General features: G+C 74.9%; 20 protein-coding genes. 12 read left to right on the top strand and 8 right to left on the bottom strand.

The annotated features are described in order from the left end of the window. The first annotated feature begins 525 nt into the window (after positions 1-525). The 8 genes from RQM47_RS05015 to RQM47_RS04980 all read left to right on the top strand — a co-directional run bounded on the left by RQM47_RS05015 (position 526) and on the right by RQM47_RS04980 (position 10,687). Positions 526-3,660 carry an Rne/Rng family ribonuclease gene (locus RQM47_RS05015; protein WP_311662645.1) on the top strand — a complete coding sequence of 1,045 codons (3,135 nt, stop codon included), beginning with the start codon at positions 526-528 and terminating at the stop codon, positions 3,658-3,660. Between the two features lie 100 nt (positions 3,661-3,760). Then, complete coding sequence (locus RQM47_RS05010) at positions 3,761-4,090, top strand: hypothetical protein (RefSeq protein ID WP_311662646.1); 330 nt, start codon at positions 3,761-3,763, stop codon at positions 4,088-4,090. Further along, positions 4,087-5,028: an MBL fold metallo-hydrolase gene (locus RQM47_RS05005; RefSeq protein ID WP_311662647.1), complete on the top strand. Its 942-nt coding sequence runs from the start codon at positions 4,087-4,089 to the stop codon at positions 5,026-5,028. The genes RQM47_RS05010 and RQM47_RS05005 overlap by 4 nt, the downstream gene beginning before the upstream one ends. A gap of 219 nt (positions 5,029-5,247) precedes the next feature. Next, the gene (locus tag RQM47_RS05000) at positions 5,248-6,441 is read left to right on the top strand and encodes a T9SS type A sorting domain-containing protein (protein WP_314007667.1); all 1,194 of its coding nucleotides are present in this window, start codon (positions 5,248-5,250) and stop codon (positions 6,439-6,441) included. A 158-nt stretch (positions 6,442-6,599) separates the two neighbouring features. Further along, positions 6,600-7,034: a type II 3-dehydroquinate dehydratase gene (aroQ, locus tag RQM47_RS04995; protein WP_311662649.1), complete on the top strand. Its 435-nt coding sequence runs from the start codon at positions 6,600-6,602 to the stop codon at positions 7,032-7,034. Then, positions 7,031-9,052 (top strand): murein biosynthesis integral membrane protein MurJ, encoded by a 2,022-nt coding sequence (gene murJ, locus RQM47_RS04990; protein ID WP_311662650.1) that lies wholly within the window; start codon positions 7,031-7,033, stop codon positions 9,050-9,052. Before aroQ ends, murJ begins: the two co-directional genes overlap by 4 nt. 211 nt (positions 9,053-9,263) lie before the next feature. Next, positions 9,264-9,776 (top strand): metal-dependent hydrolase, encoded by a 513-nt coding sequence (locus tag RQM47_RS04985; protein WP_311662651.1) that lies wholly within the window; start codon positions 9,264-9,266, stop codon positions 9,774-9,776. 335 nt (positions 9,777-10,111) lie between these two features. Then, entirely contained in the window at positions 10,112-10,687 is a 576-nt protein-coding gene (locus RQM47_RS04980) for a DUF421 domain-containing protein (RefSeq protein WP_311662653.1), read from the top strand. Between the two features lie 15 nt (positions 10,688-10,702). Here the strand turns inward: RQM47_RS04980 and RQM47_RS04975 are convergent, their stop codons facing one another. Together RQM47_RS04975 and RQM47_RS04970 are read right to left on the bottom strand one after the other, a co-directional pair. Continuing rightward, positions 10,703-11,614 carry an MBL fold metallo-hydrolase gene (locus RQM47_RS04975; RefSeq protein WP_311662654.1) on the bottom strand — a complete coding sequence of 304 codons (912 nt, stop codon included), beginning with the start codon at positions 11,612-11,614 and terminating at the stop codon, positions 10,703-10,705. 223 nt (positions 11,615-11,837) lie between these two features. Then, entirely contained in the window at positions 11,838-12,998 is a 1,161-nt protein-coding gene (locus RQM47_RS04970; RefSeq protein WP_311662655.1) for an LD-carboxypeptidase, read from the bottom strand. Positions 12,999-13,174: 176 nt separating this feature from the next. Here RQM47_RS04970 and RQM47_RS04965 point away from each other — a divergent pair, with 176 nt between their 5' ends. Beyond that, positions 13,175-13,615: a hypothetical protein gene (locus RQM47_RS04965; RefSeq protein WP_311662656.1), complete on the top strand. Its 441-nt coding sequence runs from the start codon at positions 13,175-13,177 to the stop codon at positions 13,613-13,615. Continuing rightward, positions 13,612-14,073: a type I restriction enzyme HsdR N-terminal domain-containing protein gene (locus tag RQM47_RS04960; RefSeq protein WP_311662657.1), complete on the top strand. Its 462-nt coding sequence runs from the start codon at positions 13,612-13,614 to the stop codon at positions 14,071-14,073. Before RQM47_RS04965 ends, RQM47_RS04960 begins: the two co-directional genes overlap by 4 nt. A gap of 217 nt (positions 14,074-14,290) precedes the next feature. On the opposite strand, the gene RQM47_RS04955 is transcribed toward RQM47_RS04960, so the two are convergent. Continuing rightward, a complete protein-coding gene (locus RQM47_RS04955; protein WP_314007664.1) occupies positions 14,291-14,983 on the bottom strand; it encodes a uracil-DNA glycosylase in 693 nt (230 codons plus the stop codon). A gap of 182 nt (positions 14,984-15,165) precedes the next feature. On the opposite strand from RQM47_RS04955, the gene RQM47_RS04950 reads away from it, so the two are divergent. Further along, positions 15,166-17,055 (top strand): putative nucleotidyltransferase substrate binding domain-containing protein, encoded by a 1,890-nt coding sequence (locus tag RQM47_RS04950; RefSeq protein ID WP_314007661.1) that lies wholly within the window; start codon positions 15,166-15,168, stop codon positions 17,053-17,055. A gap of 281 nt (positions 17,056-17,336) precedes the next feature. Here the strand turns inward: RQM47_RS04950 and RQM47_RS04945 are convergent, their stop codons facing one another. Together RQM47_RS04945 and RQM47_RS04940 are read right to left on the bottom strand one after the other, a co-directional pair. After that, positions 17,337-19,424 (bottom strand): hypothetical protein, encoded by a 2,088-nt coding sequence (locus RQM47_RS04945; RefSeq protein WP_314007658.1) that lies wholly within the window; start codon positions 19,422-19,424, stop codon positions 17,337-17,339. Positions 19,425-19,498: 74 nt separating this feature from the next. Continuing rightward, the gene (locus RQM47_RS04940; RefSeq protein ID WP_311662731.1) at positions 19,499-20,170 is read right to left on the bottom strand and encodes a deoxynucleoside kinase; all 672 of its coding nucleotides are present in this window, start codon (positions 20,168-20,170) and stop codon (positions 19,499-19,501) included. A 269-nt stretch (positions 20,171-20,439) separates the two neighbouring features. On the opposite strand from RQM47_RS04940, the gene RQM47_RS04935 reads away from it, so the two are divergent. Next, entirely contained in the window at positions 20,440-22,221 is a 1,782-nt protein-coding gene (locus tag RQM47_RS04935; RefSeq protein ID WP_311662730.1) for a mechanosensitive ion channel family protein, read from the top strand. A gap of 778 nt (positions 22,222-22,999) precedes the next feature. Here the strand turns inward: RQM47_RS04935 and RQM47_RS04930 are convergent. Genes RQM47_RS04930 through RQM47_RS04920 form a run of 3 tightly spaced genes read right to left on the bottom strand, consistent with a single transcriptional unit; the run spans position 23,000 to position 25,495 of the window. Continuing rightward, on the bottom strand, positions 23,000-23,845 hold the full coding sequence (locus tag RQM47_RS04930) for an MBL fold metallo-hydrolase (protein ID WP_311662729.1): 846 nt from the start codon (positions 23,843-23,845) through the stop codon (positions 23,000-23,002). 23 nt (positions 23,846-23,868) lie between these two features. Next, the gene (locus RQM47_RS04925; protein WP_311662728.1) at positions 23,869-24,948 is read right to left on the bottom strand and encodes an AI-2E family transporter; all 1,080 of its coding nucleotides are present in this window, start codon (positions 24,946-24,948) and stop codon (positions 23,869-23,871) included. Then, a complete protein-coding gene (locus RQM47_RS04920) occupies positions 24,941-25,495 on the bottom strand; it encodes a cyclic nucleotide-binding domain-containing protein (protein ID WP_311662727.1) in 555 nt (184 codons plus the stop codon). Before RQM47_RS04920 ends, RQM47_RS04925 begins: the two co-directional genes overlap by 8 nt. Positions 25,496-25,511 lie beyond the last annotated feature (16 nt).

Below are 25,511 nucleotides of genomic sequence, written 5' to 3'. Positions count from 1 at the left end.
GCCTACCCGCCCAGGGCGCTTCGGGTTCGCCCCCGGCCGCCCCATCGGCCGCCCCGCCCGTGATTCCCACGGGATTCCACAGACGCCGCCCCCGCCGCGGTCTTCGCGCCGGATCTGCGAGCGGCCGTGCGGCTGTGCCGTACTTTCGCCGCACGCGAGGAGTGTGTCCGGACCCTCTGATTGACTGGTCTGTTTGCTCCGGCCCCGCCCCGCCCCCCCTCTGCGACGCCGAGCTCCCGGCCTCCCCCGCCTTCGCGGCAGGACCCCGGTTCTCGGCGCCCCCCGACGCGACCGCGTCGCCCATGCACTCGGTGCCCCTCCCGCTCCGCACGCTCGCCCGTTGGGCCGCGCTCCTGGCCGTCTGGCTGGACGCGCGGCCTTCCGTGCGCGTCGCCGCGCGGGCTCCGGCCCCGCCCCGCCCGCCCGCCCCTCGGCCGGCCGGCCGGCGAGCCGCCCCGACCGCCCGACCCCGCGCTGCGGCGCCGGGCGGCCCCCGGAGGCCCGAGCGCCCCGCCCCTGTACCCCTTGAAAAAGCAAATCGTCATCAACGCGAGCAAAGACCGCTCGCGGATCGCCATCGTCGAGGACGGTGAACTCGTCGAGCTCTACGTCGAGAACCCCGACAACGTCCGCACGATCGGCAACATCTACCTCGGACGCGTCCAGAAGGTGATGCCCGCGCTCCGGGCCGCCTTCGTCGACGTCGGACAAAAGCAGGACTGCTTCCTCCACTTTTCCGACCTCACCGACAACTTCCCCCAGCTCCAGGCGCTCGCCGGCGAGGACGTCCCCGGACTCGACGAGCCGGTCCTCGCGCTGGCCCCGGCCAAGCGGATCGCCGAGGACGCGTCGGAGCCCGACGTCGAGGAGACGCTCGAAGTCGAGACGCCCGCCGAAGAGTCGCGCACCCGGTCGTCCCGGAGCCGCCGGGGACGCGGGCGGGGTCGCGGGCGGGGTCGCGGACGCGGCCGGCGCGAGGAGGAGGAAGAGCAGGAAGAGTCCGGCGACGGCCGCCGGAGCCTGCCCGGCGTCATCGATCTGAGCTCGCCGCCCCGCCCGCGCCGGACGGCGAAAACCCGCGAGGCGCCGGAGGACAAGCCGGAGCGCTCCAAAGCGGACCGCTCCCAGGACGAGCCCCGCTCCGAAAGCGCGTCCGACACCTCAGCCCGCCGCCGCCGCCCGCGCGCGGCCGACGCGTCGCCCGACGAGGGCGGGGCGGAACCGGCCGACGCGCCGGCCGGCCGACGCTCCCGCAAGCGGGGCGACAAGCGGGAGGAGACGCCCGCGGAGACGAAGCAGGAAACCACGGGCGGGGCGGAGCCGGCCGCGGAACCCGCCTCGCCGTCCCGCCGCTCGCGCCGCCGCCCCGCCCGCGATGAGGGCGCCGACGACTCGACGGCGGGCGCCGAGCCCGCCGACACCTCCTCGTCCGACGACGCCGACGAGCGCTCCTCCGGCGGCCGCCGCCGCCGTCGCAGCCGCCGTGGGCGGGGCGGTCGGGGCCGTGGCGCCTCGACCGACGCCGCCGAGCAGGGCGCCGAGGCGCGACGCGACGAAGGCCAGGACAACGCTCAGCAGGACAAGAAGAAGGGCCAGGACGACACGCCGCGAGGCCGCCGCTCCCGCCCGTCCCCAAAGGCTGCGGACGCCGGCGCGGGCGAGACCGCAAAGGCGGACGCTAAGAAGGCGGACGACGAGCCGAAGGCCGACGACGCGCCGACCAAGCGCCGCTCGGGGCGCGCGTCCTCGAAAAAGACGCTGCCGTCGTCCATCGACCTGACATCGGGCTCCGGCACGACGTCCGACGACCGCCCCGCCCGCTCCAAGGGCGACGGCGACGGGCGCTCCCGGCGCCGCTCGCAGCGCGACGACGCGGGCGGGGAGGCGACCGACCGGGCCGCCGACACGGCCGACGCCGGCGCAGACGACAAGAGCTCGTCGCGGCGGCGGTCCCGCCGTGGGTCGTCGTCCGACCAGGGCGCGGCCGAGCCGCGCGGGCGCCGGGGCCGCTCGGCGGACGCCGACACGGAGACGACGGGCCGCACGTCCGACGACCCGGACCAGAAGGACCGTGACGAGACCAACGGCGGGCGGGGCGACCGCTCGCGCAGCGGCGGCCGGTCGAACGGGCGCGGCGGCCGCTCGCAGGGCGGCCGCGGGCGGGGCGGCTCGTCCCAAGGCGGCCGGGGCGGGGCCTCGAAGGGCGGGGCGGTCCCGTCCAACGAGGACCTCCTCCGGCGCGACGGCTCGATCATCGTCAAGATCACGAAGGAGCCCATCTCGACGAAGGGGCCGCGCGTCTCGACCGACCTCTCGCTGGCCGGGCGCTTCCTCGTGCTCGTCCCGGCGGCCGACTACGTGGCCGTCTCGAAAAAGATCGAGAGCGCGAAAGAGCGGAAGCGGCTCCGGACGCTCGCGTCGAGCCTCAAGCCCGACGGGTTCGGCGTCATCGTGCGGACCGTGGCCGAGGGCCGCGACGCCAAGAGCCTCGACCAGGACCTCCGCCTGCTGACCGACAAGTGGCGGAAGATGGAGAACAAGCTCAACGAGAAGCCCTCCCCGCCCGTCCTCCTCTACGAGGACGTGAACATGGTGTCGTCGGTCATCCGCGACCTGTTCTCGGACGACTACGACCGCATCCTCGTCGACGACGAGAAGGTGTACCGCAACGTCAAGGCCTACGTCAAGGCCGTGGCGCCGCAGATGGCCGACAAGGTCGAGCTCCACAAGGGGCGGACCTCGGCGTTCCGGTCGGTCGGCATCGAGAAGCAGGTCGAGGAGGCGTTCTCGCGCCGCGTCAACATGAAGGGCGGCGGCTACCTCTACATCGAGACGACGGAGGCCATGCACGTGGTCGACGTGAACTCGGGCCGGGCGGGGCGGGGCAAGAGCCAGAAGCAGAACCTTATCGACGTCAACGTCGAGGCCGCGCGCGAGGTCGCCAAGCAGCTCCGGCTGCGCGACCTCGGCGGCATCATCGTGGTCGACTTTATCGACCTCCGGTACGACCGCGACCGCAAGAAGGTGACCGACGCGCTGAAAAAGGCGTTCGAGAAGGACCGGGCCGTGACGAAGCTGCTGCCCATGTCCGACTTCGGGCTCGTCCAGATCACGCGCCAGCGGCTCCGCCCGTCGATCACGACGCGGACCACCGACGAGGACGGCGAGCCTCTCGCCGGAGCCGCCGCGGCGGCGGCGGCCGGGGCCGGCGAGATCGGCGAGGTCGGCGGCCGGGCCGAGCCCGAAGCCCCGCTCGTCGACGACGTCCCCGAGCCCGACGACCTCCGCGGCGACCCGCGCGAGACGGCCGCGCGCGGGGCGGGGCGGAGCGACCGCTCAGCAGACCGTTCGGCGGACCGCCCCGCCCTCGCCCCCGAGGAGGTCACGCCGCAGGCGCTGGCCGGCCGCATCCGCACGTGGCTCGAGAGCTACCGGCAGTCGGTCGCCGAGGAGTACCAGGGCCGCCCGATCGTCGTCCGCGTGCACCCGCTGCTGGGCGCGTACCTGCGCCGCGGGTTCCCATCGCCGCTCACGCGGTGGCGGCTGAGCCTGCGCGGGCTCCCGTTCCAGATCGACGACGACCCGACGGTCGACCCGCTCGCGTTCGACGTCCGCGACCAGAAGTCGGGCCGGCCGCTCCTGAAGAAGTACGCGGCGTGAGGGATGAAGGGGTGGGGGATAAAGGGATAAGCAGAGGGGCCGCCCGTCCCTCCCCTCCCCGCATCCCTCGATCCCTCCCCCATCCCGCATTCCTCCCCCCGTGAAGCCCCCCGCCGTCATCGCTGCGCTGGAAGACGCCCTCGGGCAGCTCGGCGTGCGCGTGCGGCGCGAGCGGGGGCCGTTCCGGGGCGGCCTGTGCGTGGTCGACGGCGAGGAGGTGGTGGTCGTGAACCGGGCGCAGCCGCCCGAGGCGCAGGTCGCCGTGCTGGCCGAGGCGGTCCGCGCGAGCGACCACGACGGGCTCTACCTCCGCCCCGCCGTCCGCGCCGCGCTCGACGACGCCTGGGCCGCCGCCGACGCCGGCCGCGCCGACGGACCCGACGCGGGCGGACCCGACGCGGGCGGGGTGGAGGACGGGGACGCCGCGTGAGCACGCCGCCCCGCCCCGCCCCGCCCGATGCGCACCCGTCTCCCGCCCCGCCCCGCGCGGGCGGGGTGGAGAAGACGAGTTCGGGCGGGGCGGAGACGGCAGGCGAGCCCGCGGAGGGGCGCCCGGCCGAGACGGCGCCGGCGCTCACGGTGACGCTGCTGGGGACGGGGACGTCGACGGGCGTCCCAGTCATCGGGTGCCGGTGCGCCGTGTGCACGTCGGACGACCCGCGCGACCGGCGGCTCCGGACGTCGGCGCACGTCGTGGCGCACACGGCCGCCGGTGACGTCCACCTCCAGATCGACACCGGGCCGGACTTCCGCGAGCAGGCGCTCCGGGCGGGCGTCTCGGCCGTCGACGCCCTCCTGGTGACGCACGAGCACTTCGACCACGTCGTCGGCCTGGACGACCTCCGCCCGTTCTTTTTTGAGACGAAGGCGCCGGTCCCCGTCTTTGCCCAGCCCTCGACGGCGGACTCGCTCCGCGACATGTTCCGGTACATCTTCGACCGGACGTACCCCGGCTCGTCGGTCCTCGACCTCCACCCGGTCGACGGCCCGTTCGTCGCGTCGGCGCGCGAGGCGCCGGCGGCGCGCGTCGAGGTCGTGCCCGTGCCAGCGGTCCACGGGCGGTTCCGGGTGCTCGGGTTTCGGATCGGGGCGTTCGCCTACCTTACCGACGTGAACGGCGTGCCGCCGTCGAGCCGGGCGCTCCTGGAGGGTGTCGAGACGCTCGTGCTCGACGGGCTCCGGCCCGAGCGGCACCCGTCGCACTTCTCGTTTGCCGAGGCGGCCGCGTTCGCCCAGTCGCTCGGCGCGCGCGAGACGTGGCTCACGCACGTGACGCACGCGGTCACGCACGTCGAGGCCGACGCCTCGCTGCCGCCGGGCGTCCGCCTGGGGTACGACGGGCTGGTGCTGGAGGTGGCCGCGGCGTAGCGGCCGCCCCGCCCCAGGGGCCAACGCGCGGCGGGGTTTCCAGCGCACGTGGCCGGCGCCGGCGGCGCGCGTGGGGCGGGCGGGGCGGCGTAGGGAGCGCCCCCACTCCAATTCCAACTTCGGCGCAAGGCCGTGCATCGCAGAATCCGGCATCTACCTTGCGGGTTGGCTCTCCTCCATTTTGGCGCCCTGCGCCGATCCACCACGACGGTTTCCTCTATGCCCTTTTTGTCACCGCCCCGCCCGCTCGTCCGGCAAACCCTGACCCGCGCGGCCTCAATGCTCGCCCTGCTCGCCCTCGCGGCTGGCCCGGCCAGCGCGCAGTACGCGACAGGCCTCGCCGCCCCCTTCGGGATCACCCAACTCGCCGACGGCCGCGTCGTTGTCACGGAGGCGTTCGGCGGCCAGGCCACGATCGTCACCGAGGAGACCGCCGGCGGCGCGCTGTTCCCGGGGAGCGAGGCGCTCGTCACGCCCACCGGCATCATCCAGCTCCCCGACGGCGACGTGCTGATCGCCGACTTTAACGAGGACAACGGGCGCCAGCCTGACCAGGTCGTGCGAATCTCGGACGGGGTCGCGACTCTATTCGCGACGGGCCTGAGCAACCCGCAGGGCCTGACCCTCCTCTCCAACAACGACGTCCTCATCACAGAGGGCGGGTCGGGCCGGATCAGCCGGATCAGTAACGGCACGCGGTCGGTGTTCGCGGACACTACCACTGCCCCGCTCAGCGCTCCGAACGGGATCATCCAGATCGCAGATGGCCGCATTTTGGTCGCGAGCACGAACGCGGGCAACACAACGGACCCCAACGGCCCCGACGACAAGATCTTAGCCTTCGACGTCGATGGGAATCTCCTCGGGACGTTCGCGACGCTGTCGGCGCCCCGAGGGCTCACGCAGCTCGCAGACGGCCGGATCGCGGTGACGGCGGACAAAAGCCTCGTGCTCTACAACCCTGATGGGACTGTCAGCAACGTGATCACGACAAGCCTCATCAACCCGTTCGGCGTTACCCAACTCCCCGACGGCCGCATCCTCGTGGCGGACCCGAACTTGTCGAGCACGGGGACGACGGGCGAGACGGGCACAATCCGCGCCTTCCCGCTTCCCCCGCCGGTCTCGTCCGAGCCGGCCGCGTCGGCCGGCGTGACGATCGGCGATGCGTTCCCGAACCCGTCGACGGGCCGGGCCACGCTCGAGCTCACGGTCTCCGATCCCCAGGCCGTCCGTGTGACGGTGTACGACGTGCTCGGCCGCGAGATGGCCGTCGCGTTCGACGGCGCCGTCCGCCCGGGCGCCACGGCGCGCGTGGCGCTGGGCGGGGCGGACCTCGCGCCCGGCACCTACGTCGTCCGCGTGTCGGGCGAGGCGTTCGCCGAGTCCCGCCGGCTCACGGTGGCGCGCTGACGCATCCGCCCCGCCCGCGTGGGCGGGGCGGACGATTCGACCGGCGAGGCCGGGGCTCCTCTGGGGGTCCCGGCCTCGCTCGTTTCGGCCCACCCCGCTCCCGACTCGGGCGGGGCGGCAGAGCAGGGCGGTACCTTGCGGCTCCCCCCGCTGCCCGCATGCCCGCCCCGCCCGTCCTGGTCCTCAACGGACCGAACCTGAACCGCCTCGGCCTCCGCGAGCCCGACGTCTACGGCACCGAGACGCTGGCGGACGTCGAGGCCGGACTTCGGCGGCGGTTCCCCGACGTCGACCTCCGGTTCGAGCAGCACAGCGGCGAGGGCGCCCTCGTCGACGCGCTCCACGCGTCCGACGGCTGGGGCGGGGTGGTCCTGAACCCGGGCGGCTACGCCCACACGTCGGTGGCGCTCCGCGACGCGGTCGCCTCGGTGTCGGTGCCGGTCATCGAGGTCCACGTGTCGAACGTGTACGCCCGCGAGAGCTTCCGCCACCGGTCGCTGGTGGCGCCCGCCTGCGCCGGCGTGATCGTCGGGTTCGGCGTGGCCGGCTACTCGCTCGCGGTGCAGTACCTCGCGGACCGGGCCGAGCGGTGAGCGAGCGCCCCGAAGGCGAGCCGCCCCGCCCGGGCGGGGCGGGCTCCGAGCGGCCCGACGACGTGCGGCCGGCGCCGCAGTCGGTCGCGGAGCCGCAGACCCCCGCAGGGGACGGCGAAGCCAACGAGCCGTCGCCCGACGACGCGCTCGCCCCGAGCGGGCTGAGCGCGCCCGACCCCGGCGCCGAGGCGCTCGCTGAGGCCGACGCCGCGCCGGGCTCGCCGGCCGAGGCCGCCGACGTCGACCCCGAGGCCGCCCCGCCCCCAGCCGATCCACCGCGCGCCACCCCGCCCAGCGACGCCGAGGGCGGGGCGGGGCAGGGTGAAAAGGGCGCCTCGGGCGGGGCGGGCTCCGGCGCGCTGCTCGTGGCCGCCGGCATCTTCGCGAGCCGCGTGATCGGGCTCGTCCGCGACCGGGCCGTCGCGTTCTTCTTCGGGAGCGGGGCCTTTGCCGACGTGTACCGGCTCGCGCTGCGGGCGCCCAACTTCCTCCAGAACCTGCTGGGCGAGGGCACGCTCTCGGCGTCGTTCATCCCCATTTACTCGCGGATGCTGGAGGAGGGCCGGGAGGAGGAGGCCGGGCGGTTCGCCGGCGCCATCTTCGGGCTGCTGGCCGCCGTCGCGTCGGCCGCGGCCGTCCTGGGCGTGCTCCTCGCCGAGCCGTTCGTGGCCGTCATCGCGTCGGGGTTTCTGGACGACGCCGACAAGCTCCGGGCGGGGACGATCGTAGTCGACCGCTTCGAGCTGTCGGTCCGCGTGGTCCGGCTGACGTTCCCGATGACGGCGTTCCTGGTGCTCAGCGCGTGGGCGCTCGGCGTCTTGAACAGCCACCGGAAGTTTCTGCTGTCGTACTTCGCGCCGGTCGCGTGGAACGTGGCCCTCATCGCGGCCCTCTTCGGCGGGGCGACGCTCTACTTCGACGACCCGCTGGGGATCGGCGCGCTCGACGTGGTCCCGGCCGACGCGCTCAGCCGCCTGCTCGTCGCCGTGTTCGTGGGCGGCATCGTGGGCGGGATCCTCCAGTTCGGCGTCCAGCTCCCAACGGCGCTGAAGCTGATGAAGGGGTTCCGGCCGCGGCTGTCGCTGCGCGTCGAGGGCGTGCGCGAGGCGATCCGCGCGTTCGTGCCCGTTGTGCTCGGGCGGGGCGCGTACCAGCTCTCGGGCTACCTCGACTTCTGGCTCTCGACGTTCGTAGCCGCCGGCGCGCTGGGCGCGATCGGCTACGCGCAGACGCTGTACCTGCTGCCGATCTCGCTGTTCGGGATGAGCGTGGCGGCCAGCGAGCTCCCCGAGCTCAGCCGGATCTCGAAGGCCGAGCTCGACCGCTTTCTCGGCCGCGTGTCGGGGTCGGTCCGGCAGATCTTCTACCTGATCGTCCCGACGGTCGTGGGCTACCTCGGGTTCGGCTCGCTCGTCGTCGGCGCGTTCTACCAGACGGGGCAGTTCGACCTCAACGACACGTGGCAGGTCACGTTCGTGCTCATGGCCTACACGCTGGGCATGACCGCGACGACGGCGGGGCGGCTCCTGCAGAACGCGTTCTACGCCCTCAACGACACCAAGACGCCGGCGCGGATCGCCGTCTGGCGCGTGGCGGTCTCGGCTGTCATCGGGGCCGCGCTCATGTTCTACCTCGACCGCTTTAGCGTGAGCGGGCTCCTGGGCATCCCGTCCGAGGGCGAGCCGCTGCGGCTGGGCGCCGTCGGCCTGGCGCTGGGCTCGGCGGTGGGGGCGTGGGTCGAGCTGTGGCGGCTCGTCCGCGCGCTCCGGGCGCACGAGCCGGCGTTCCGGCTCCCGTGGGGCGGGGCGGCGCGGATGCTCGGGCTGGCCGGGCTGGCGGCGATCCCCGCGGCGGCCGTGCGGTGGCTCGTCCCGGCCGACCCGTTCCCGGTCTGGCTCTACGGGGCCGGCGTCGTCGCCGTCTACGGGCTGGCCTACCTCGCGCTGGGCCACCTGCTCGGGCTGCCCGAATCGGACGCCTGGCTCGGCCGGTTCCTCCGCCGCGCAAAGCGGGGGTAGCGGGTTCGGGGTTCGGGGTTCGGGGTTCGGGGTTCGGGAAGATGAGGGCCGCCCCGCCCCTGGCGTCGAGGGCGGGGCGGCGCGTTGTCCCGACGTTGTCCACCCCGCCCCGCCCCGCCCGCACGCTCTGCGCCGCCCGTACCCTGGCGTTTGGGTTCTGACCCTCCGAACCCTGAACGTCTGAACCTCGAACCTTGAACCACCCCGCCCTGTGGCTGGATACCGCGGACACCTCGCCGGCGCCACCGTCTTCTACGGCCTCTACCTGGCCGCGCTCGCCCTCGTCTACTCCGTGGACCAGGCGTACCGCCAGTTTTCGGACCTCGAACTCGTCGCCATCCCCATCGCTCTGTTTGGCCTGTGCCTGATGTTCGGGCTGTGGCCGGACGTCGACACCAACTCGAAGGGGCAGAACCTGTTCTACTCGATCTTCTTCGTCGTCGACGTGGTCCTGATCGCGACGCGGCACACCGAGGAGGCGGCCTACCTCGGCCTGTTCTGCATCCTTCCGGCGCTGGGGAAGCACCGCGGGTGGACGCACACGACGTGGGCCATGCTGCTCATCCCGAGCCCGCTCCTGGCCCTGCCCCTGGTCCTCGCGCCCGACGCGCCGCTCGCGGGGCTCCCGTTCTACGGCGCCGCCGTCGTGGGCTACTTCAGCCACCTCGTCATGGACGGCCTCGTCGTCCGCCTGCCGGGCCGCCGCCGCCGGGCGGGGTGGTAGCGGGCAGCGGGCAGCGGAAGACCACCGCCCCGCCCACGCCGGAGCGGGGCGGCGGCTGTAGCGGCGTTGCATGCAACGCCGTCGGGCTGCGGGACGTGGGCGGGGCGGCGACGGGCGGGAACGTCCCAGACCGCCCCGCCCTCACGAACTGGGCGGGGCGGTGACCCTGGCCGTGTCCCGCGCGTGGCGGAACCGCCCCGCCCACGGGCGACCGCCGGTCGCCCCTACGACGGGCGGGGTGGGCGGAACTTTTTGCGGCGCCCGCCCCATCCTCCTCTCCTCCTCTCCTCCTCTCCTCCTCTCCTCCTCTCCTCCTCTCCTCCTCTCCTCCTCTCATGGACTTTCTCTTCAAGTCGTGGACGTCGCTCGGCAAGACGATCCTGACGGCCGCCCTCATCTACCCGCTCCTCATCGTCGTCCTGCGGGCGGGCGGCAAGCGGACGCTCTCGAAGATGAACGCGTTCGACTTTATCGTGACCGTCGCCATCGGGTCGCTCCTGGCCTCGACCGTGCTCTCGACGGCCTCGCTGGCCGAGGGCGTCGGAGCCATCGCGGCGCTCGTCGTGCTCCAGACCCTCATCACCTGGCTCTCCATCCGGTCCGACCGCTTCGAGAAGCTGATCAAGTCGCAGCCGACGCTCATCTTCCACGACGGCCAGTACATCGAGCGGGCCATGCGGGACCAGCGCGTCACGCGCGAGGAGATCCGCAACGCGATCCGCACGTCGAGCTCGGCCTCGGTCGAGGACACAGCGGCCGTCGTCTTGGAGTCCGACGGCTCGTTCTCGGTTCTGTCGAAGGTGAAGGACGGGAAGGCCGAGGCGCTCGCGGGCGTCGACGGCGCCGAGGGGCGCTGGGACATCGACCCCGTGCAGGGACCGTTCACGAACCCCGAGCCCGGTGTGAGTTAGGCCGCCCCGCCCGCGCTACCAGCCGGCGCGGCGGCGCCAGACGAGAGCTGCGCCGAGCGCGGCGGCACCCGCGGCGAGCTTGAGGGGGAGCGGGTCAGGCACCGGCGGCGGCAGCGCCACGATGCCCGTCTCGTCGGCGACGGCCGGGGCGCGCCCGTAGCGGTGGCCGACGGGGACCTCGACGTGGCCGTCGTAGGCGCGCAGCAGCGTGCCCACGCTGAGGCCCGTGATCGGCAGCCCGTGCCCGGCTCCGACCGCCGTCGGGTCGAGCTCGGCGAGGCGGTGGACGCTCGCCTGCGTGGCCTCCCAGTCGGGCGTGAACGGGGCCGGCGGCCGGTCGATCTGCTTCGGCTTCGTGACCTGGGCCGTCCAGCTGTCGAGGTCCATTGTGGCAAAGGCGTCGCCGGCCAGGAGCAGGCGATCGTCGTCGCGGAGCAGGGACACGTGGCCGGCCGTGTGGCCCGGCGTGTGCAGCCACCGCCACCCGGGCAGGCCGGGCACCGAGCCGTCGTCGGGGAGGGCGCGGACGCGGTCGCCGAAGTCGTACCCGGTCGTCGGGAAGAGCCGGCTGAGGGTGGAGATGGCGCCGGGGATGGTCGGGTCCTGGGGCGCGTAGTCCGAGCGGCCGGTGAGGTAGGGGAGCTCAAGCGGGTGCGCGTAGACGGGCACGTCCCACGCGCGGGCCAGCGCGAGCGCCGAGCCCGCGTGGTCGAAGTGCCCGTGCGTGAGGACGATGGCCTCGGGCCGCGCGCCGGCCCCGAACCGGGCCTCGGCCGCCGCCCGCGTCAGCGCCGCCGTCTTCGGCAGGCCGGTGTCGACGAGCACCCACGGCTCGCCCGGCGTCCCGACGAGGTAGGCGTTGACGAACCCGATGGGCACTCGGGCGACTCCAGGGGCGAACGGGTCGACGGCGAACGAGGCGGTCATGGGCGGTCCGGCGGGCGGGGTGGCGTCGGTCAACGCGCCGCCCCGCCAAGCGTTCGCGGCACCGGGCGGGGCGGCACTGGGCGGGGCGGCAACGGGCAACCGCCGGTCGCCCCTACGGGGTCGTGCGCGGGCGGGGCGGAACAAAACGGGCACCACCCCGCCCCCGCGTCTCATCCCTCATCCCTCATCCCTCATCCCTCATCCCTCATCCCTCATCCCCCGCCTACGCCACCGCCGACCCCAGGAACGTGACCGTCCCCGCGTCGGCGTCGACGCGGGCGGGGAGGCCGACGGGAACCGTGTAGACCGGCGAGGTGTGGCCGATGGGGGCGCCGAACACGGTCGGGCAGTCGTAGCCCCGGAGGTGCTCGCGGATCGTCCGCTCGGCGGACCACGTCGAGTCGCCGTCGGTGCACCGCGCGCACTGGCCGAACACGACGGCGGCCGGGGCGCGGAGGAAGCCGGCCATCTCGAGCTGCGTGAGGAGCCGGTCGACCCGGTAGGCCTCCTCGGACACCTCCTCGAAGAAGACCACGGCCCCGTCCGTGTTGGGGAGGTAGCCCGTCCCCGCGAGCGCGGCCAGGACCGAGAGGTTGCCGCCGACGAACGGCCCCTCGGCCACCCCGCCCCGGACCGTCTGCGTCTGGTCCCGGATGAGGCGCGTCTCGGGCGCGAGCGCGAGCGGCTCGCCGTCGACGACGGTCTGGAAAAAGCTCTCCACCACCTCGTCGCTCCACGACGAGATGCCGACCGGCCCGTGGAACGTGACGAGCCCGGTCCGCGCCCAGATGGCGACGAGGAGCGACGTGATGTCCGAGTAGCCGACGATGGGCTTGGGGTTGGCGGCGATCGCGTCGAAGTCGAGGAGCGGGAGGATCCGGGCGGCCCCCCACCCGCCGCGGATGGCGACGATGGCGTCGACCGCGGGGTCCTCGACCATCCGCATAAAGTCCTCGGCGCGCTGGGCGTCGGTGCCGGCCAAGAAGCCCTGCTTGGCCAGGACGTTGCGGCCCAGGCGGGTCTGGAACCCGAGCGCGCGGAGGTCCTGGATGGCCTCGGAGACCTGGGTCGCCGACTCGATCACGCCGGCCGGCGCGACCAGCCCGACCGTCCCGCCCCGCTGGAGGCGCGGCGGGAGCACGAGGGACTGCGCGGGCGGGGCGGCTTCCGCGGGCGGGGCGGCCTCCGCAGGCGGCGCGGCTTCAGCAGGCGGGGCAGGCAGCGGGGCGGCCTCGGCGACGGGCACGTCGCCGGCGGGCGGACGAGCGGGCGGGGCGGGCGGCGGGCGCCACGCGGTGCCGCACCCGGACAGGGCGGCGCCGGCGGCGCCGACGCCGAGCCAGCGGAGCGCCTCGCGGCGGGACGAGAATCGGGAGTCGGACAACGGCGGGCGGAGCAGGCGGGCGGGGCGGCGAGTGTAACGAGGGCACGGCCCCGCTGGCACCGAAAGATCGCCGGGCGGGGCGGCGACGTGCGGCCGCCCCGCCCTCGTCACGGCCGCCCCGCCCGGCGCGGCGGCCGGGGCGCGTAGCTTGGGGCCTCCCCCCGACCCGACGACCCGTGGCCCGCATCATCCACGCCGGCGACACGCCGGCCAAGCGCCGCCGCGCGCACACCCGCTCGTGCGCCGAGGCCCTCCGCCTGCTCGCCCAGCGCCCCGGCCTCGCCGCCGGCGTCTTCGACGCCGAGGCCAAGGACCTCGCCGCGTTCCTCGCCTTCCACCTCCGCGGCATCGAGGGGACGATCGAGGGGAGCGCCCAGTCGTGGGACGACCGCGGCTACTGGAAAAAGGCCGAGGCGCTCCGCGAGGACTACCGCTGGACGCGGTGGACGGCCGAGTCGCTCGAAGAGCTCCTCGTCGCCCAGAGATGGGACGAGGTCGTCCCCGTGCTCCTCGACCTCGTCCCCCGCTTTGCCGACGTCAACGTGAGCAAGATGACGCGCGACGCCGACCAGTGGGTCGGGGCCTACCGCGCGCTCGTCCGCCGGCAGGAGGCGTGAGCGGGGCGGACGCGGGCGGGGCGCCCGGGCGGGGCGGCCTCCGCACGCGCGACGACGGCGGGCGCCGGCTCGTCCACGACCCGGTCCGCCGGCGGTGGGTGGCGCTGACGCCCGAGGAGCGGGTCCGCCAGGAGCTCCTGCTCGACCTCGTGGCGCTGGGCTACCCCGTCGGCCTGCTGGCCGTCGAGAAGGGGCTCGCCTACCGCGGCCTCTCGTGGCGCGCCGACGTGGTCGCCTACGGCCGCGACGGGCGCGCGCGGCTGCTCGCCGAGTGCAAGGCGCCGGGCGTGGCCATCGGCCAGAAGACGTTCGACCAGCTCGCCCGCTACAACGCCGTCCTCGACGCCCCCGCCCTCGTCGTCGACAACGGCGCCGCGCGGTACTGCTGCGTCCGCGACGGGGCGGGGTGGCGCTTCGTCGACGCGCTGCCGGCGTTCGGGGAGGGCGAGAGCAGGTAGAGCGGGAGAGCGGGAGAGCGGGAGAGCGGGAGAGCGGGAGAGCGGGAGAGCGGGAGAGCGGGAGAGCGGGAGAGCGGGAGAGCGGGAGAGCAAGATTCCCGCCCCGCCCCGCGCGCGCCACCGGGCGGGGCGGAACTTTTCGCCGACCGCCCCGCCCCCTGCTCTCCCTGCTCTCCCTGCTCTCCCTGCTCTCCCTGCTCTCCCTGCTCTCCCTGCTCTACCCGTCCAGCCCCGCCCACAGCGCCGCGATGCCCTCGCGGAACCGCGTCGCCCCGCCCTGCGACGGGTGGCGGACGTAGACCGGGCCGGCGCCGACCTCCTGGAGCGCCCCCTCCGCCTTCCGCCCGACGGCGACCACGCGGGCGGGGCGGAGCGCGTCGACGGTCTCGGCCAAGAGGCCGTGCCACCGCCGGACCTCGCGGACGCCCGGCGTCCGAATCGTGAGCGGCTCGCCGGCCTTGTGCGGGTGGAGCGGGACGGCGTTCCACGTCCAGAACCGGCCCCAGTGCGGGAGCATGGCGCCCCAGTAGATCGACCCGCTGTACTCCTTGATCGGCTCGCCCGTCGCCGCGAACCGAGCCGACGACGGCTGCCCGTCGACCGGGAACGCGGGGTCGAGGAGCTGGCGCTCGTTCGTGAACGGGACGCCCGAGAAGCGGCAGCCCCACGGGCCGGGCGCCTCGGCGACCACCAGCACGTCGGGCCGCCCGCCCGGCGCGGCGCGGGCCACGGCGTCGAGGGCGGCGCGGAGGTTGGCCCGCCGCGTGGCCGCCGCCCCGCCCGCGGGACCGGCGGCGTCGTGCTCGGGGTCCTCGTCGCGGTACGGGTTGAAGAGGCGGTCGGCGGGCGGGGCGGCGAACAGGTCGCGCTCGTAGGCCGCCCAGAGGCGGTCGGTCCAGTCGGCGGGCATGGGCGGGGCGGTGGGCTCCCGGGAGCAACGCCGCCGCCCCGCCCCCCGGATCCTGCGGGCCGCGTCCTGCGGGCGCGACGGATTCCCGACGTGAACGCGGGCGCGCGGCAGCGGGGGATCAGGACCGACGCGCCCGCGTCCTAGCTCGTCCCCCTCCCGGCCCGCCACCCCGCCCCGACCGCATGGCCTCGTCGCTCTTCACCCGCATCGCCGACTTGCTCGCCGAGTCCGAGCCCTTCGACATCCTCACCGACGACGAGCGCAGCGGGCTGCTCCAGAAGATGACGCTCGAGCTCTACGCGCCGGGCGAGGTCATCCTCCAGCAGGGCGACGACATCCACCGCGCGCTCTACGTCGTCGAGTCCGGGCTCGTCCGGCTGACGGCCGCCGAGACGGGGAAGACCATCGACATGGCGGGCGAGGGGTCGCAGTTCGGGTCGTACGGGCTGATCCAGGGCGGGGCGCTCCCGTACGAGGCCCGGGCCGTCGAGCAGACGTCGTGCGCGCTCATCGCGGCCGACAGCTTCGGAGCGCTCCTCGACCGGAACGAGGCGTTCAAGGCCTACTTCGACGCCGACATCAAGCGCTACGTCCGCACGGCCGACGACGACATCGACGCCTCAGGCGCGTTCCTCCTCTTCGACACCACGCTCGGGAGCGTGCTCCGCGCGGCGGCCCCGACCGTCGGCACGTCGGCGACGGTCCGCGAGGCGGCCCAGACCATGTCCGAGGTCGAGGTCGACGCCGTCGTCGTGGTCCAGGACGAGGTCCCGGTCGGCGTCGTGACCGAGGGCGACCTCGTCGAGCGCGTGCTCGCCACGGGCGGCGACACGGGGCAGCCGGTGATGGCGCTCGTCGACCGCCCGCCGATCGCGCTCGGCGCCGACGAGAGCCTGTTCACGGCCGTCCGCACCATGATGCGGCACCGGATCCGCAAGGTCGTCGTGGTCGACCCCGAGAGCGGGCGGCTCCGGGGGCTCCTGACGGCCGAGGACGTGAGCCACTACCGCGGGCTCGACCCCGTCGCCACGACCGAGCGGCTCGAGCGGGCGCAGTCGGTCGAGGAGCTCGCCGCGCTCCGAGCCGACTCCAACCGCCGGCTCTACCGGCTCTACCACCAGGGCGTCCACTCCGAGGAACTCCTCGACGTGGTGACCGAAGTCGACGACCAGCTCAAGCAGCAGGTGCTGCGGACGGTCGAGCGCGATCTCCGCGAAGAGCTCGGCGCCGACGCCTACGACGGGCCGTGGGCGTGGCTCGCCTTCGGGGCCGCCGGCCGCCGCGAGTCCGTGCTCCGGGCGTGGCAGGACAACGGCCTCGTCTACGCCGACCCCGCCTCGGGCGACGCCGAGCGCGCGGCCACTTACTACGGGACGCTCGCCACGCGGGCCGTGGCCGCGCTCAAGACGTGCGGCTATGGGGATCCCGAGAACGGGATCGACGCGAGCGCCGAGCCGTTCCGCCAGCCGCTCGCGGCGTGGCAGGCCGCCTACGAGACGTGGTCGGCCGGCGTCGACGGCGAGTCGACGGCCCGGGCGGCGCTGTGCTTCGACCTCCGCGTGCTGTGGGGCGACGACGACTTGGGCGAGGCGCTCCGCGGCACGATCCGCGGCCACCTCCCCAACGAGCGGCTCGCGCGGCTGCTCGCGCGCCAGGGCACGCGCGGCGACATGCCGCTCTCGACGTTCGGGCGCATCGAGGTCGAGGAGGTCGGCGGGCGGACCGGGCTCGACCTCCGCGAGAGGACCCTTCTCCCGGTCGTCCGCATGGCGCGGGCGATGGCGCTCGACGTGGGCTACCTCGACACGACGAACACGTTCGACCGGCTCCGCCACGTCGCGGCCAGCGACCACCCGCTCGCGCCGACGGCCGGCGGGCTCGTCCCCCCGTTCACGACGCTCGTCGACCTCCACCTCCGCGGGCAGATGCAGGCCGCCGAGATCGGCGAGCGCCCGACGGACCTCATCGACCCGGACGCGCTGAACAAGAGCCAGCAGAACCTGCTGAAGGAGACGCTCAAGGAGGTCCAGCAGGCGCGGTCGAATGTCCGCTCGCATTACGGGCTGGGGTAGGGACTGGGGACTGGGAAGATGACCGCCCCGCCCCGCTCGTTGGGTGGGCGGGGTGGTGAGTTGTCCACGCGTTGCCCACCCCGCCCGGGCGTCCTGCCCCACCGCCCCGCCCGCTGCGGGGGCGGGGTGGCGAGTGGTCCCCGTGTCGTCCGCCCCGCCCGGATGTTCTGCCCCGCCGGCCTGGCCGTGGCGAGGGCGGGGTGGAGAATCCCGGCCTCCACCCGCACACGCCCTCCAGTCCCCAGTCCCTCATCCCCAGTCCCCCGAGCGGAGCGAGCCCCTCAGTCCAGCAGCGCCCAGAACACGCCGAAGCGGAGGACGTGCGGGGCCAGCGGCTCGCCCTGGAGGACGGCGGCGCCCGTCGTGACGCGCTCGGCGAGCGCGTTGTCGTAGCGGAGGAAGATCGAGGCCCGCTCGCTGAACGTGGCCGTCGCCTCCAGCCCCAGCGTCGCCTGGGCGGGGAGGGCAATGGCGAACGGTCCGGCGGGGGCGGGGAGGGCAAGGAGGCCGGTGGTGGGCTCGATCCGGCGGCCCGTGAACGCCGACCACGCGCGGCCGACGGCCGCCAAATCCAGGTCGAGCACGCCGTCGCCGACGCCCTCGGCGCGGACGCCGACGCGGAGGGCGCCCCACGCCCGCGGCAGCGCCGCGTCGAGGCGGGCGGGGAGGCCGTCTTCGGCGCCCGCGAGCGCCCGCGCCGTGCCCTCGCCGCGGACGTAGAACCCGCGCCGCGCCGCCTCGCGCCACCCCGCCGAGACGCCCACCCCGCCCTCGCGGAGCGCGCCGGGGACCAACGCGAAGGCAAAGGCCGCGCTGTCGGTGGCGACCAGCTCGCGGACGCCCGTCCGCCGAGCGCCGTAGGCGCGGAGAGCGAGGCGCCACGGGCCGCCGCGGAGGGCGAGCCCGGCCTCGGCCGCGAGCGCCCGCTCGCCGTCGCCGGGCGACGGCTCGAACCGGCCCGCCAGCCCGCCCGCGTCGACGCGCGCCCGCGCGCGTCCGCCGTAGCGGACGTCGGCGTAGAGCGGCCCGGCCTCGGCGCGGAGAGCGGCCGTCGGCACGAGCGCGCCGCCCAGCCGGCTCGCCCCGCCCTCGGCCGCGAGCGCGAGCGGCCCCAGGCGGACCGAGTCGCGGAGGGCGAGGTGGAGGTCGAGCCGCGCGTCGTCGCGGTCGCGCTCCACGCGGAGCCCCGGGGCGACGAGGCGGCTCCGGGCCGCGCCCTCGGCCACGACGTCGAGACGGAGGCTCAGGCGGTGCGCGCCGGCGCGGCCCGCTTGCTCGGCAAAGGCCGTCAGGCGACGGCCCGAGAGGCGGAGCGTGTCGGCCTGCCCCTCCCCCACCACGAGGCGCTGGAACGCGACCGCCCCGCCCACGTCGAGCGGGGTGGCGCCGAAGACGGGGAGCCGCGCCCGCGCCCACGCCTCGGTGCGGAGCGTCCGCCGCGTGGCGGCGGCGTCGGGGACGGCGGCCGTTTCGAGGAACAGGCCGTCGAACGGATCCCGACCCGCCGCCGCGACCACGCCCAGCCGCGCGCCCACCGTCCGGTCCGCGTGGACCACGCCGAGTTCGGCGGCCAAGCCAGGCCGCGTGAGGAGGAGCCGGCCGAGCACGTCGAGGTGGCGGAGGGTGCCGCCGGCCGCGACGCCGTTCGAGCGCCGGTTGGCGACGTGGAGCGTGCCGGTCAGGCGGGCGTCGTCGCTGCCGCCGCGGAGGAACGCCGGCGGCCGCCGCGTCTGCGCGTGCGTCCCGCTCACCTGCTGGACGCCCTCCCCGCCCGCCCCGTACCGGATCTCGGTAACGGGCACGCCCAGCCGGAACGGGCGGACGGCCGCGGCCACCCCGCCCGGCCGCCCAAACGCGGCGCCGACGAGACGGAGCGGGCCGACGGCGGCGGCCGGGAGCAGGTCGTAGCGCGGCGCGCCCGTAAACGGGTCGGTGTAAGGGCGGCCGTCGAGGGCGAGGGCGGGGAGGTCCAGGCCGAGCCCGTCGAAGGCGACGCCGCCCACGCGGCCCGGTGCGCTCGCGGCGTAGGCGAACGCCCCGGGCCGGTCGGCCAGCAGCGTCTCGACGGCGAGCGCGGCCGTGAGCGCGGGGACCGGCGTGACCGGCCGCCCCGGCGCCGGCCCGAACGGGGCCACGGACGGGCGCGGCAGCACGGCCGCCCCGCCCACCTCGACCGAGTCGGCCGGCGTCGCCTCGGGCGCCGGCTCGGTCACGGGCGGCGGCGCCGCGGGCGGGGCGGCCGTCGAGTCGGGCGTCTGCGCGCGGGCGGGAAGGGCGAACGCGAACAGCGCGGCGAGCAGGAGCGCGCCCCGCCCCGCCCCGCCCGCGGCTCGCCGAGGCGGGGCGGGGGCGTCTCGAAGACCCCTCACCCGGTCCCTCTCCCCACGGGAGAGGGCACCTCGTAGCGGGCGGGGCGGGGGCTCACGCGCATCGGACCCGCGCCCTACGTCCCGACGGGGAAGAGGCCGAACAGACGGCTCTCGATCCGGCTCAGGATCTCGTAGCGGTCGGCGTCCTCGTTGACGAAGTCGAGGTCGTCGGTCTCGACGACCATCTTGGGGTGCGGGTAGCGGTCGATCCAGTCCTCGTAGAGCTCGTTGAGCCGCTCGAGGTAGTCCAGCCGGATCGACGACTCGAAGGCGCGCCCGCGGCTCTGGATGTGGCTGACGAGGGTGGGCACGCTCGCGCGGAGGTAGACGAGGAGGTCCGGCGGGCGGAGGTAGGCCGTCATGATCGAGAACAGGTCGGCGTAGTTCTCGTAGTCCCGCTCGTCCATGAGCCCCATGTCGCCCAGGTTGCGGGCGAAGATCTCGACGTCCTCGTAGATCGAGCGGTCCTGGACGACCGAGCCGGCCTCGGCCTCCATTTCCTTCTGGTGCGTGAACCGGCTGGAGAGGAAGAACACCTGGAGGTTGAAGCTCCACCGGCGCATGTCCTCGTAGAAGTCGGCGAGGTACGGGTTGTTGTCGACGGACTCGAAGAACGGGCGCCACCCGAAGGCGTCGGCCAGGATCTGCGTGAGCGTGCTCTTGCCGGCGCCGATGTTGCCGGCGACGGCGACGTAGAGCTTGCGCGTGGCGCGGTCGTCGGGGGGCGGGGCGAGGTCGGTCTGCATCGCGGGGGTCCGGGGGCGCGGGAAGCTACGGCCGGGCGGGGCGGAGGCCGGGGTTCGGGGTTGCCCGCCGGCGAGGACCCGCCCCGCCCGCGAAGGCCGGGGCGGGGCGGTGGTCCGGGAGGTGCTCGCCGCCCCGCCCAGCCGCTGCCCACCCTGAACCAAACGACTCCGAACCTCTTGGGGCGGGGCGGCAAACAGGCCCGCCCTTTGCACGCGCCCGTCGGCCCTCCCGTACCCTGGTGCCGGTGCCCCCCCACCCCGCCCGCCCCATGCGCCCTCTCCTCCCGCTCCTGCTCGTCCTCGCGTTGGGGGCCTCGGCCCAGGACGCGCCGGTCCCGGCGGCCGACTCGGCGGCGACGGCGCCGGACTCGGTCTCGGCCCAGGCCCTCACGTCGCGGCTCTCGACGGCGTCGGGCGCCTTGGGAGACTACGCCGAGGCGTACTACCAGCTCGACGCGCTCAACGCCGGCCTCGACGCGCCCGACGAGCCGGCCAACCTCCAGACGCCTCAGGCCGCGCTCGAGCACTTTGTGCGGGCGGGGCGGGCCGAGCGGTTCGGCGAGGCGGCGCAGGCCCTCAACCTCAACCTGATCCCGGCCGACGAGCAGGCTGAGGCCGCCCCGCTCCTGGCCGAGCACCTGTTCTACGTGCTCGACACCCAGCTCGGGTTCGACTGGGAGGGGCTGCCGGACCGGCCAGACGGGGCGAGCACCGAGTCGACGGGGTCGAACGACGCCCTGCTCGGGCAGCCGCGCCGGAGCCTCCGCCTGGGCACGCTCGACCTCGACGGCCGCGACGTGGCCCTCCGCCTCCAGCGGGTTCGCGCGGGCGGGGCGGCGCCGGTCTGGGTGGTCTCGGCGCAGACGGTCGAGAACGTGCCGGCCCTGTTCCGGCGGTACGGCCCCGGCCCGGTCGACCGCGCGGTGCCGGCGTGGGCGCGGACGCAGGTGCTGGGGCAGACGCCGCTGTGGGCGTGGCTGGGGCTCGCGCTCGGGGCCATGCTCGTGGCGCTCCTGGCGTGGGCCGTCCGCCGGTTCGTGAAGCGCCGGCTGGAGGGGTCCGACGCGGACTGGGCGCGCGAGATCGCGGAGCGCGTCGCCACGCCCGTCGCTGTGTTCGGGGGGCTGCTCGCGCTCTACCTGCTCGCCACGGCCGTGCTCTCGCTCCCGGCCGTCGTCACGACGGCGCTGCTCGTGGCCGCCGTCGTCGCGTTCGTGTGGCTGGCCATGCGGGCCATCGGCGCGCTCTCCGAGTACGTGGCCGGGCGCCAGGGCGTCGACGACATCTCCGAGCTCTCGGGCGACGAGAAGACCGACGAGCAGCGGTGGCTGACCTACCTCTCGGTCGGGCGCCGGGTGCTCCTGTTCGTGCTCGTGACGTTCGCGCTGGGGATCGTGCTCAGCCAGTTCGAGTCGCTCCAGGCCCTCGGATTCTCGCTCGTGGCCTCGGCCGGCGTGGCGACGGTCGTGCTCGGCATCGCGGCGCAGCCGGTGTTGGGCAACATCGTCGCCAGCGTCCAGATCGCGCTCGCCAAGCCGGTCCGCATCGGCGACAGCGTGGTCTACGACGGCGACTGGGGCTACGTCGAGGACGTGACCTACACCTACGTCCTCATCCAGACGTGGGACCAGCGCCGGCTGGTGGTCCCCATCCGCCACCTCATCACGCACCCGTTCGAGAACTGGACGATCCGCAACGCCCACCTCGTCAAGCCCATCTACCTCTACGCCGACTACACAATCGACGTGGGCCGCGTCCGCGACAAGTTCGACGAGCTGCTCCGGGCGTCGGACGACTGGGACGGCGAGAACGAGCCGGCGGTCTTGGTCACGGGCATGACCGACGAGACGGTCGAGATCCGGGCCACGTGCAGCGCGAAGGACCCGTCGACGGCGTGGGACCTCCACTGCGCGCTCCGCGAGGAGCTCGTGGCCTTCCTCCGCGACCTCGACGACGGGGCCTACCTCCCGCGCCAGCGCGTCCTCACGGTCGGGGGCGACGGGGCACGCGCGAGCGTCGGGGCAGCCGTGGCGGGCGACGGGGCAGGGTGAAGCAGGCGCGTAGGCGTGTAGGAGCCTAACCGCCCCGCCCGCGCCACACGCCGTAGCGCTGGGGCGGGGTGGCCGCCTCGTCCCCACCCCGCTCGCGCCGGGGGCGGGGCGGCTCCCGCGGCTAGGCGAGGCCCAGGCGCGTCGCCTCCGACGCGAGAAACGCCGGCGACCAGGCGGACTCGCGGCGGCGGCCGCGCGTCGAGCGAGTAGACAGGCACCCACACCGCCCCGAGCGGTCCCGGCGCGGGCGGGGTGGTCCCGCGCAGCCGGCGAGGGCGGGGTGGTCCCGCGCAGCCGGCGAGGGCGGCCAGACCGAGGAGGTAGGACAGGAGGCGCATGGCGGGCAGCGGGCGCAAGATGCACCACCCCGCCCCACACCGCGGGCGGGGCGGAGCCGTAGGGGCGACCGGCGGTCGCCCGTGGGCAGGGCACGATGGGCGGGGCGGGCACGACGGCCCGGATCCGTAGGGACATCACCCGTGGTGTCCGCATTTGCCCGGCGACACGTCACGGATGGGGCGGGGCGGCAATGGGCGGGGCGGCGCTGGGCCAGACCGCCCCGCCCACCCGACAACCACCCCTAGCCCCTCCTGTTCAGGAGGGGGACTACCCGTCGCCTCGGGTCCACCTCCACGCTGGCAGGGCCGCCCCGCCCGCTGCTCGCCGCTCGCCGGCCCTGCGGGGCGGGGCGGAACAAAACGGCGCCACCCCGCCCGCGCGCGCCACTTTCCACTTTCCACTTTCCACTTTCCACTTTCCACTTTCCACTTTCCACCCCTCACACCCGCACCACCAGCCCCTCCGTCGCCAGGTCCGTCGCCGGGAACCGCTCGCGGGCCTGCTCGCAGATGCGCGCGAGCGCGGCGTCGTCGTGGGCCGGGTCGTGGTGGAACAAGAAGAGGCGGCGGACACCGGCGTCCGCCGCGAGCGCTGCCGCGTGCCTCCACGTCGTGTGGCCCCAGCCCTCGCGGAGCGCGTACTCGTCGGCCGTGTACTGGGCGTCCGAGATCAGGACGTCCGCGCCGCGCGCCACCTCACGGAGGCCCTCGTCGTGGGACGGCGACCCGTGCTCATAGTCGGTCGCGTAGACGACGGCCGCCCCGCCCGCCTCGACGCGGTAGCCGTGGCAGCCCTGGGGGTGGAAGAGCGGGAACGGACGGACTGTGATCGACCCGACCTGGAACGGGACGCCGGGCTCGACCTCGACGGTCTCGATCGCCGCAGCGAGTTCGGGGAAGGGGACTGGGAAGTACGGCGGCGACATCTGCGCGCGGAGGAGGCCGCGGAGCCGGTCGGCTCCGGTCGCCGCGTAGAACCGGACCGTCTGGCCCGGGATGTAGAGCGGGGCGAAAAACGGGAGGCCCTGGAGGTGGTCCCAGTGGAAGTGCGAGAGGAGCACGTGGGTTTTGCCTGGCCCGCCGGCGGCCTCGGCCGCGAGCGCGTAGCCCAGCCCGCGCGCGCCCGTGCCCGCGTCGAGCACCACGCGCGTCCCGTCGGCGGCCCGGACCTCGACGCACGACGTGTTGCCGCCGACGCCGAGCCACCCCGCCTGCGGCGTCGGCGTGGAGCCGCGGACGCCCCAGAAGCGGACGGTCAGGCGGGCCAGATCGGGCGGGGCGGGCATGGGGCGGGGCGGAAAAGCGGTCGCTACAGGTGGTACCGGCGGAGGCTCACGGCGGTCTCGACGAAGAACACCTTGAGCACGGCCGCCGCCGGCACCGCCAGCGCCATGCCGAACACGCCGGCCACGCGCCCGCCGACCAGGATGGCGATGAGCACGAGGGCCGGGTGCATCGACACGTTCTTCCCCGTGATCCACGGCTGGAACACCACGTTCTCGACCGTCTGGAGCACGGCGAACAGGAGGAGCACCGGGACCACCCCGCCCATGCCCCCCGTCGTCACGACCGAGACGAGGACCGAGAGCCCGGCCGAGACGACGAACCCGGCGTAGGGGACGAAGTTGGCCAGCCCGGTCACGAATCCGAGCACGAAGTAGTAGTCGACGCCCAGGAGCCCCAGCCCGATCGTCGTCGAGACGCCGACGAGGAGGGCGATCAGCGCCTGCCCGCGGAGGTAGCCGCCCAGGTGCGCGTCGGCCTTGAAGGCGACGGTCATGGCGAACTCGAAGTAGCGGTTGGGGACGATCCGGAGCACGCGGCGCCGGAGGACCGGGCCGTCCTTGAGGAGCGCGAACAGCACGAACGGGACCACGACCGACGTCCCCACGGCCTCGAGCACCGTCGGGACGTAGTCCACGAGCGCCGCGCCCCCGGGGTGGACCGCCGCCTGGACTGACCGGACCAGCCCGAGGTCGGACGCCTCGACGACCGAGAGCCGGGCGGCCAGGCGGGCCTCGACGTCCTGGACCAGGGCCAGGAGCTCGCCGCTGTCCCACCGAGCCTGGAGCGACGTGAGCTGCGCGAACACGACCGGCACGGCCAGCACGGCGACGGCCACGAGCGCGGCCGTGATCACGGCGAGCACGAGGACCGACCCCGCCGTCCGCCCCACGCCCCGCCGCTCGAGCGCGTTGACGACCGGGACGAGCAGGTAAGCGAGCACGGCCCCGAGCACGACGAGGCCGGCGAGGTCCGGGGCCGCCCACAGCACGAGGACGAGGGCGGCGAGCGCCGCGAGCGCGGCCCACGTGCTCAGCCGGCTGGGCGGGGCGGCGCGCGCCGCTGGGGGCGGGGCGGGCGCGCGGCGCGGCGGGCGCTCAACCATCGGCGGCCGGCGCCTCGTCCGCCCCGCCCCGCCCGGCCTCCTGGGCCTCGCGGAGCCGGTCGCACTCGCGCGTGAGCTCCTCGACCTCGTCCGACACCTCGACGAGCCGGAGCCCGACGAGCCGCGAGAGCGCGAGGAGCACCTTGACGCCCAGCCGCGGGTTGCGGTCGAGGAGGCTGAGGAGGTCGGGCTGGAACAGGCTGAGGAGGTGGCAGTCGGTCTTGGCCCGGGCCGTCGCCGTGCGGATGACCTCGTTGAGGAGGGCGATCTCGCCGAAAAAGTCGCCGTCGGCCAGCTCGACCAGCTCGCGCCCCGTCGGCTCCGACTGGATCGAGACCACGCCGCGCGCGATGATGTACATGCCCAGCCCGGGCTCGCCCTCGACGAACACGGACTCGCCGGCGACGTAGTCGCGGCGGTGGAGCAGGCGGCGGACGGCGTCGATCTCGCGGCCCGAGAGGTCCTCGAACAGGGGGACCGACCCGAGCAGGGCGTCTTCCGACGACTCGGTCCGGCCGCCGAGCAGGCTCCTCCAGAGGCTTTGCATAAGGGGCGGGGTGCGC

It is taken from the genome of Rubrivirga sp. S365 (assembly GCF_032248475.1).
Lineage (GTDB): Bacteria > Bacteroidota > Rhodothermia > Rhodothermales > Rubricoccaceae > Rubrivirga > Rubrivirga litoralis.
This window is presented reverse-complemented; position numbering and strand designations above follow the sequence as displayed.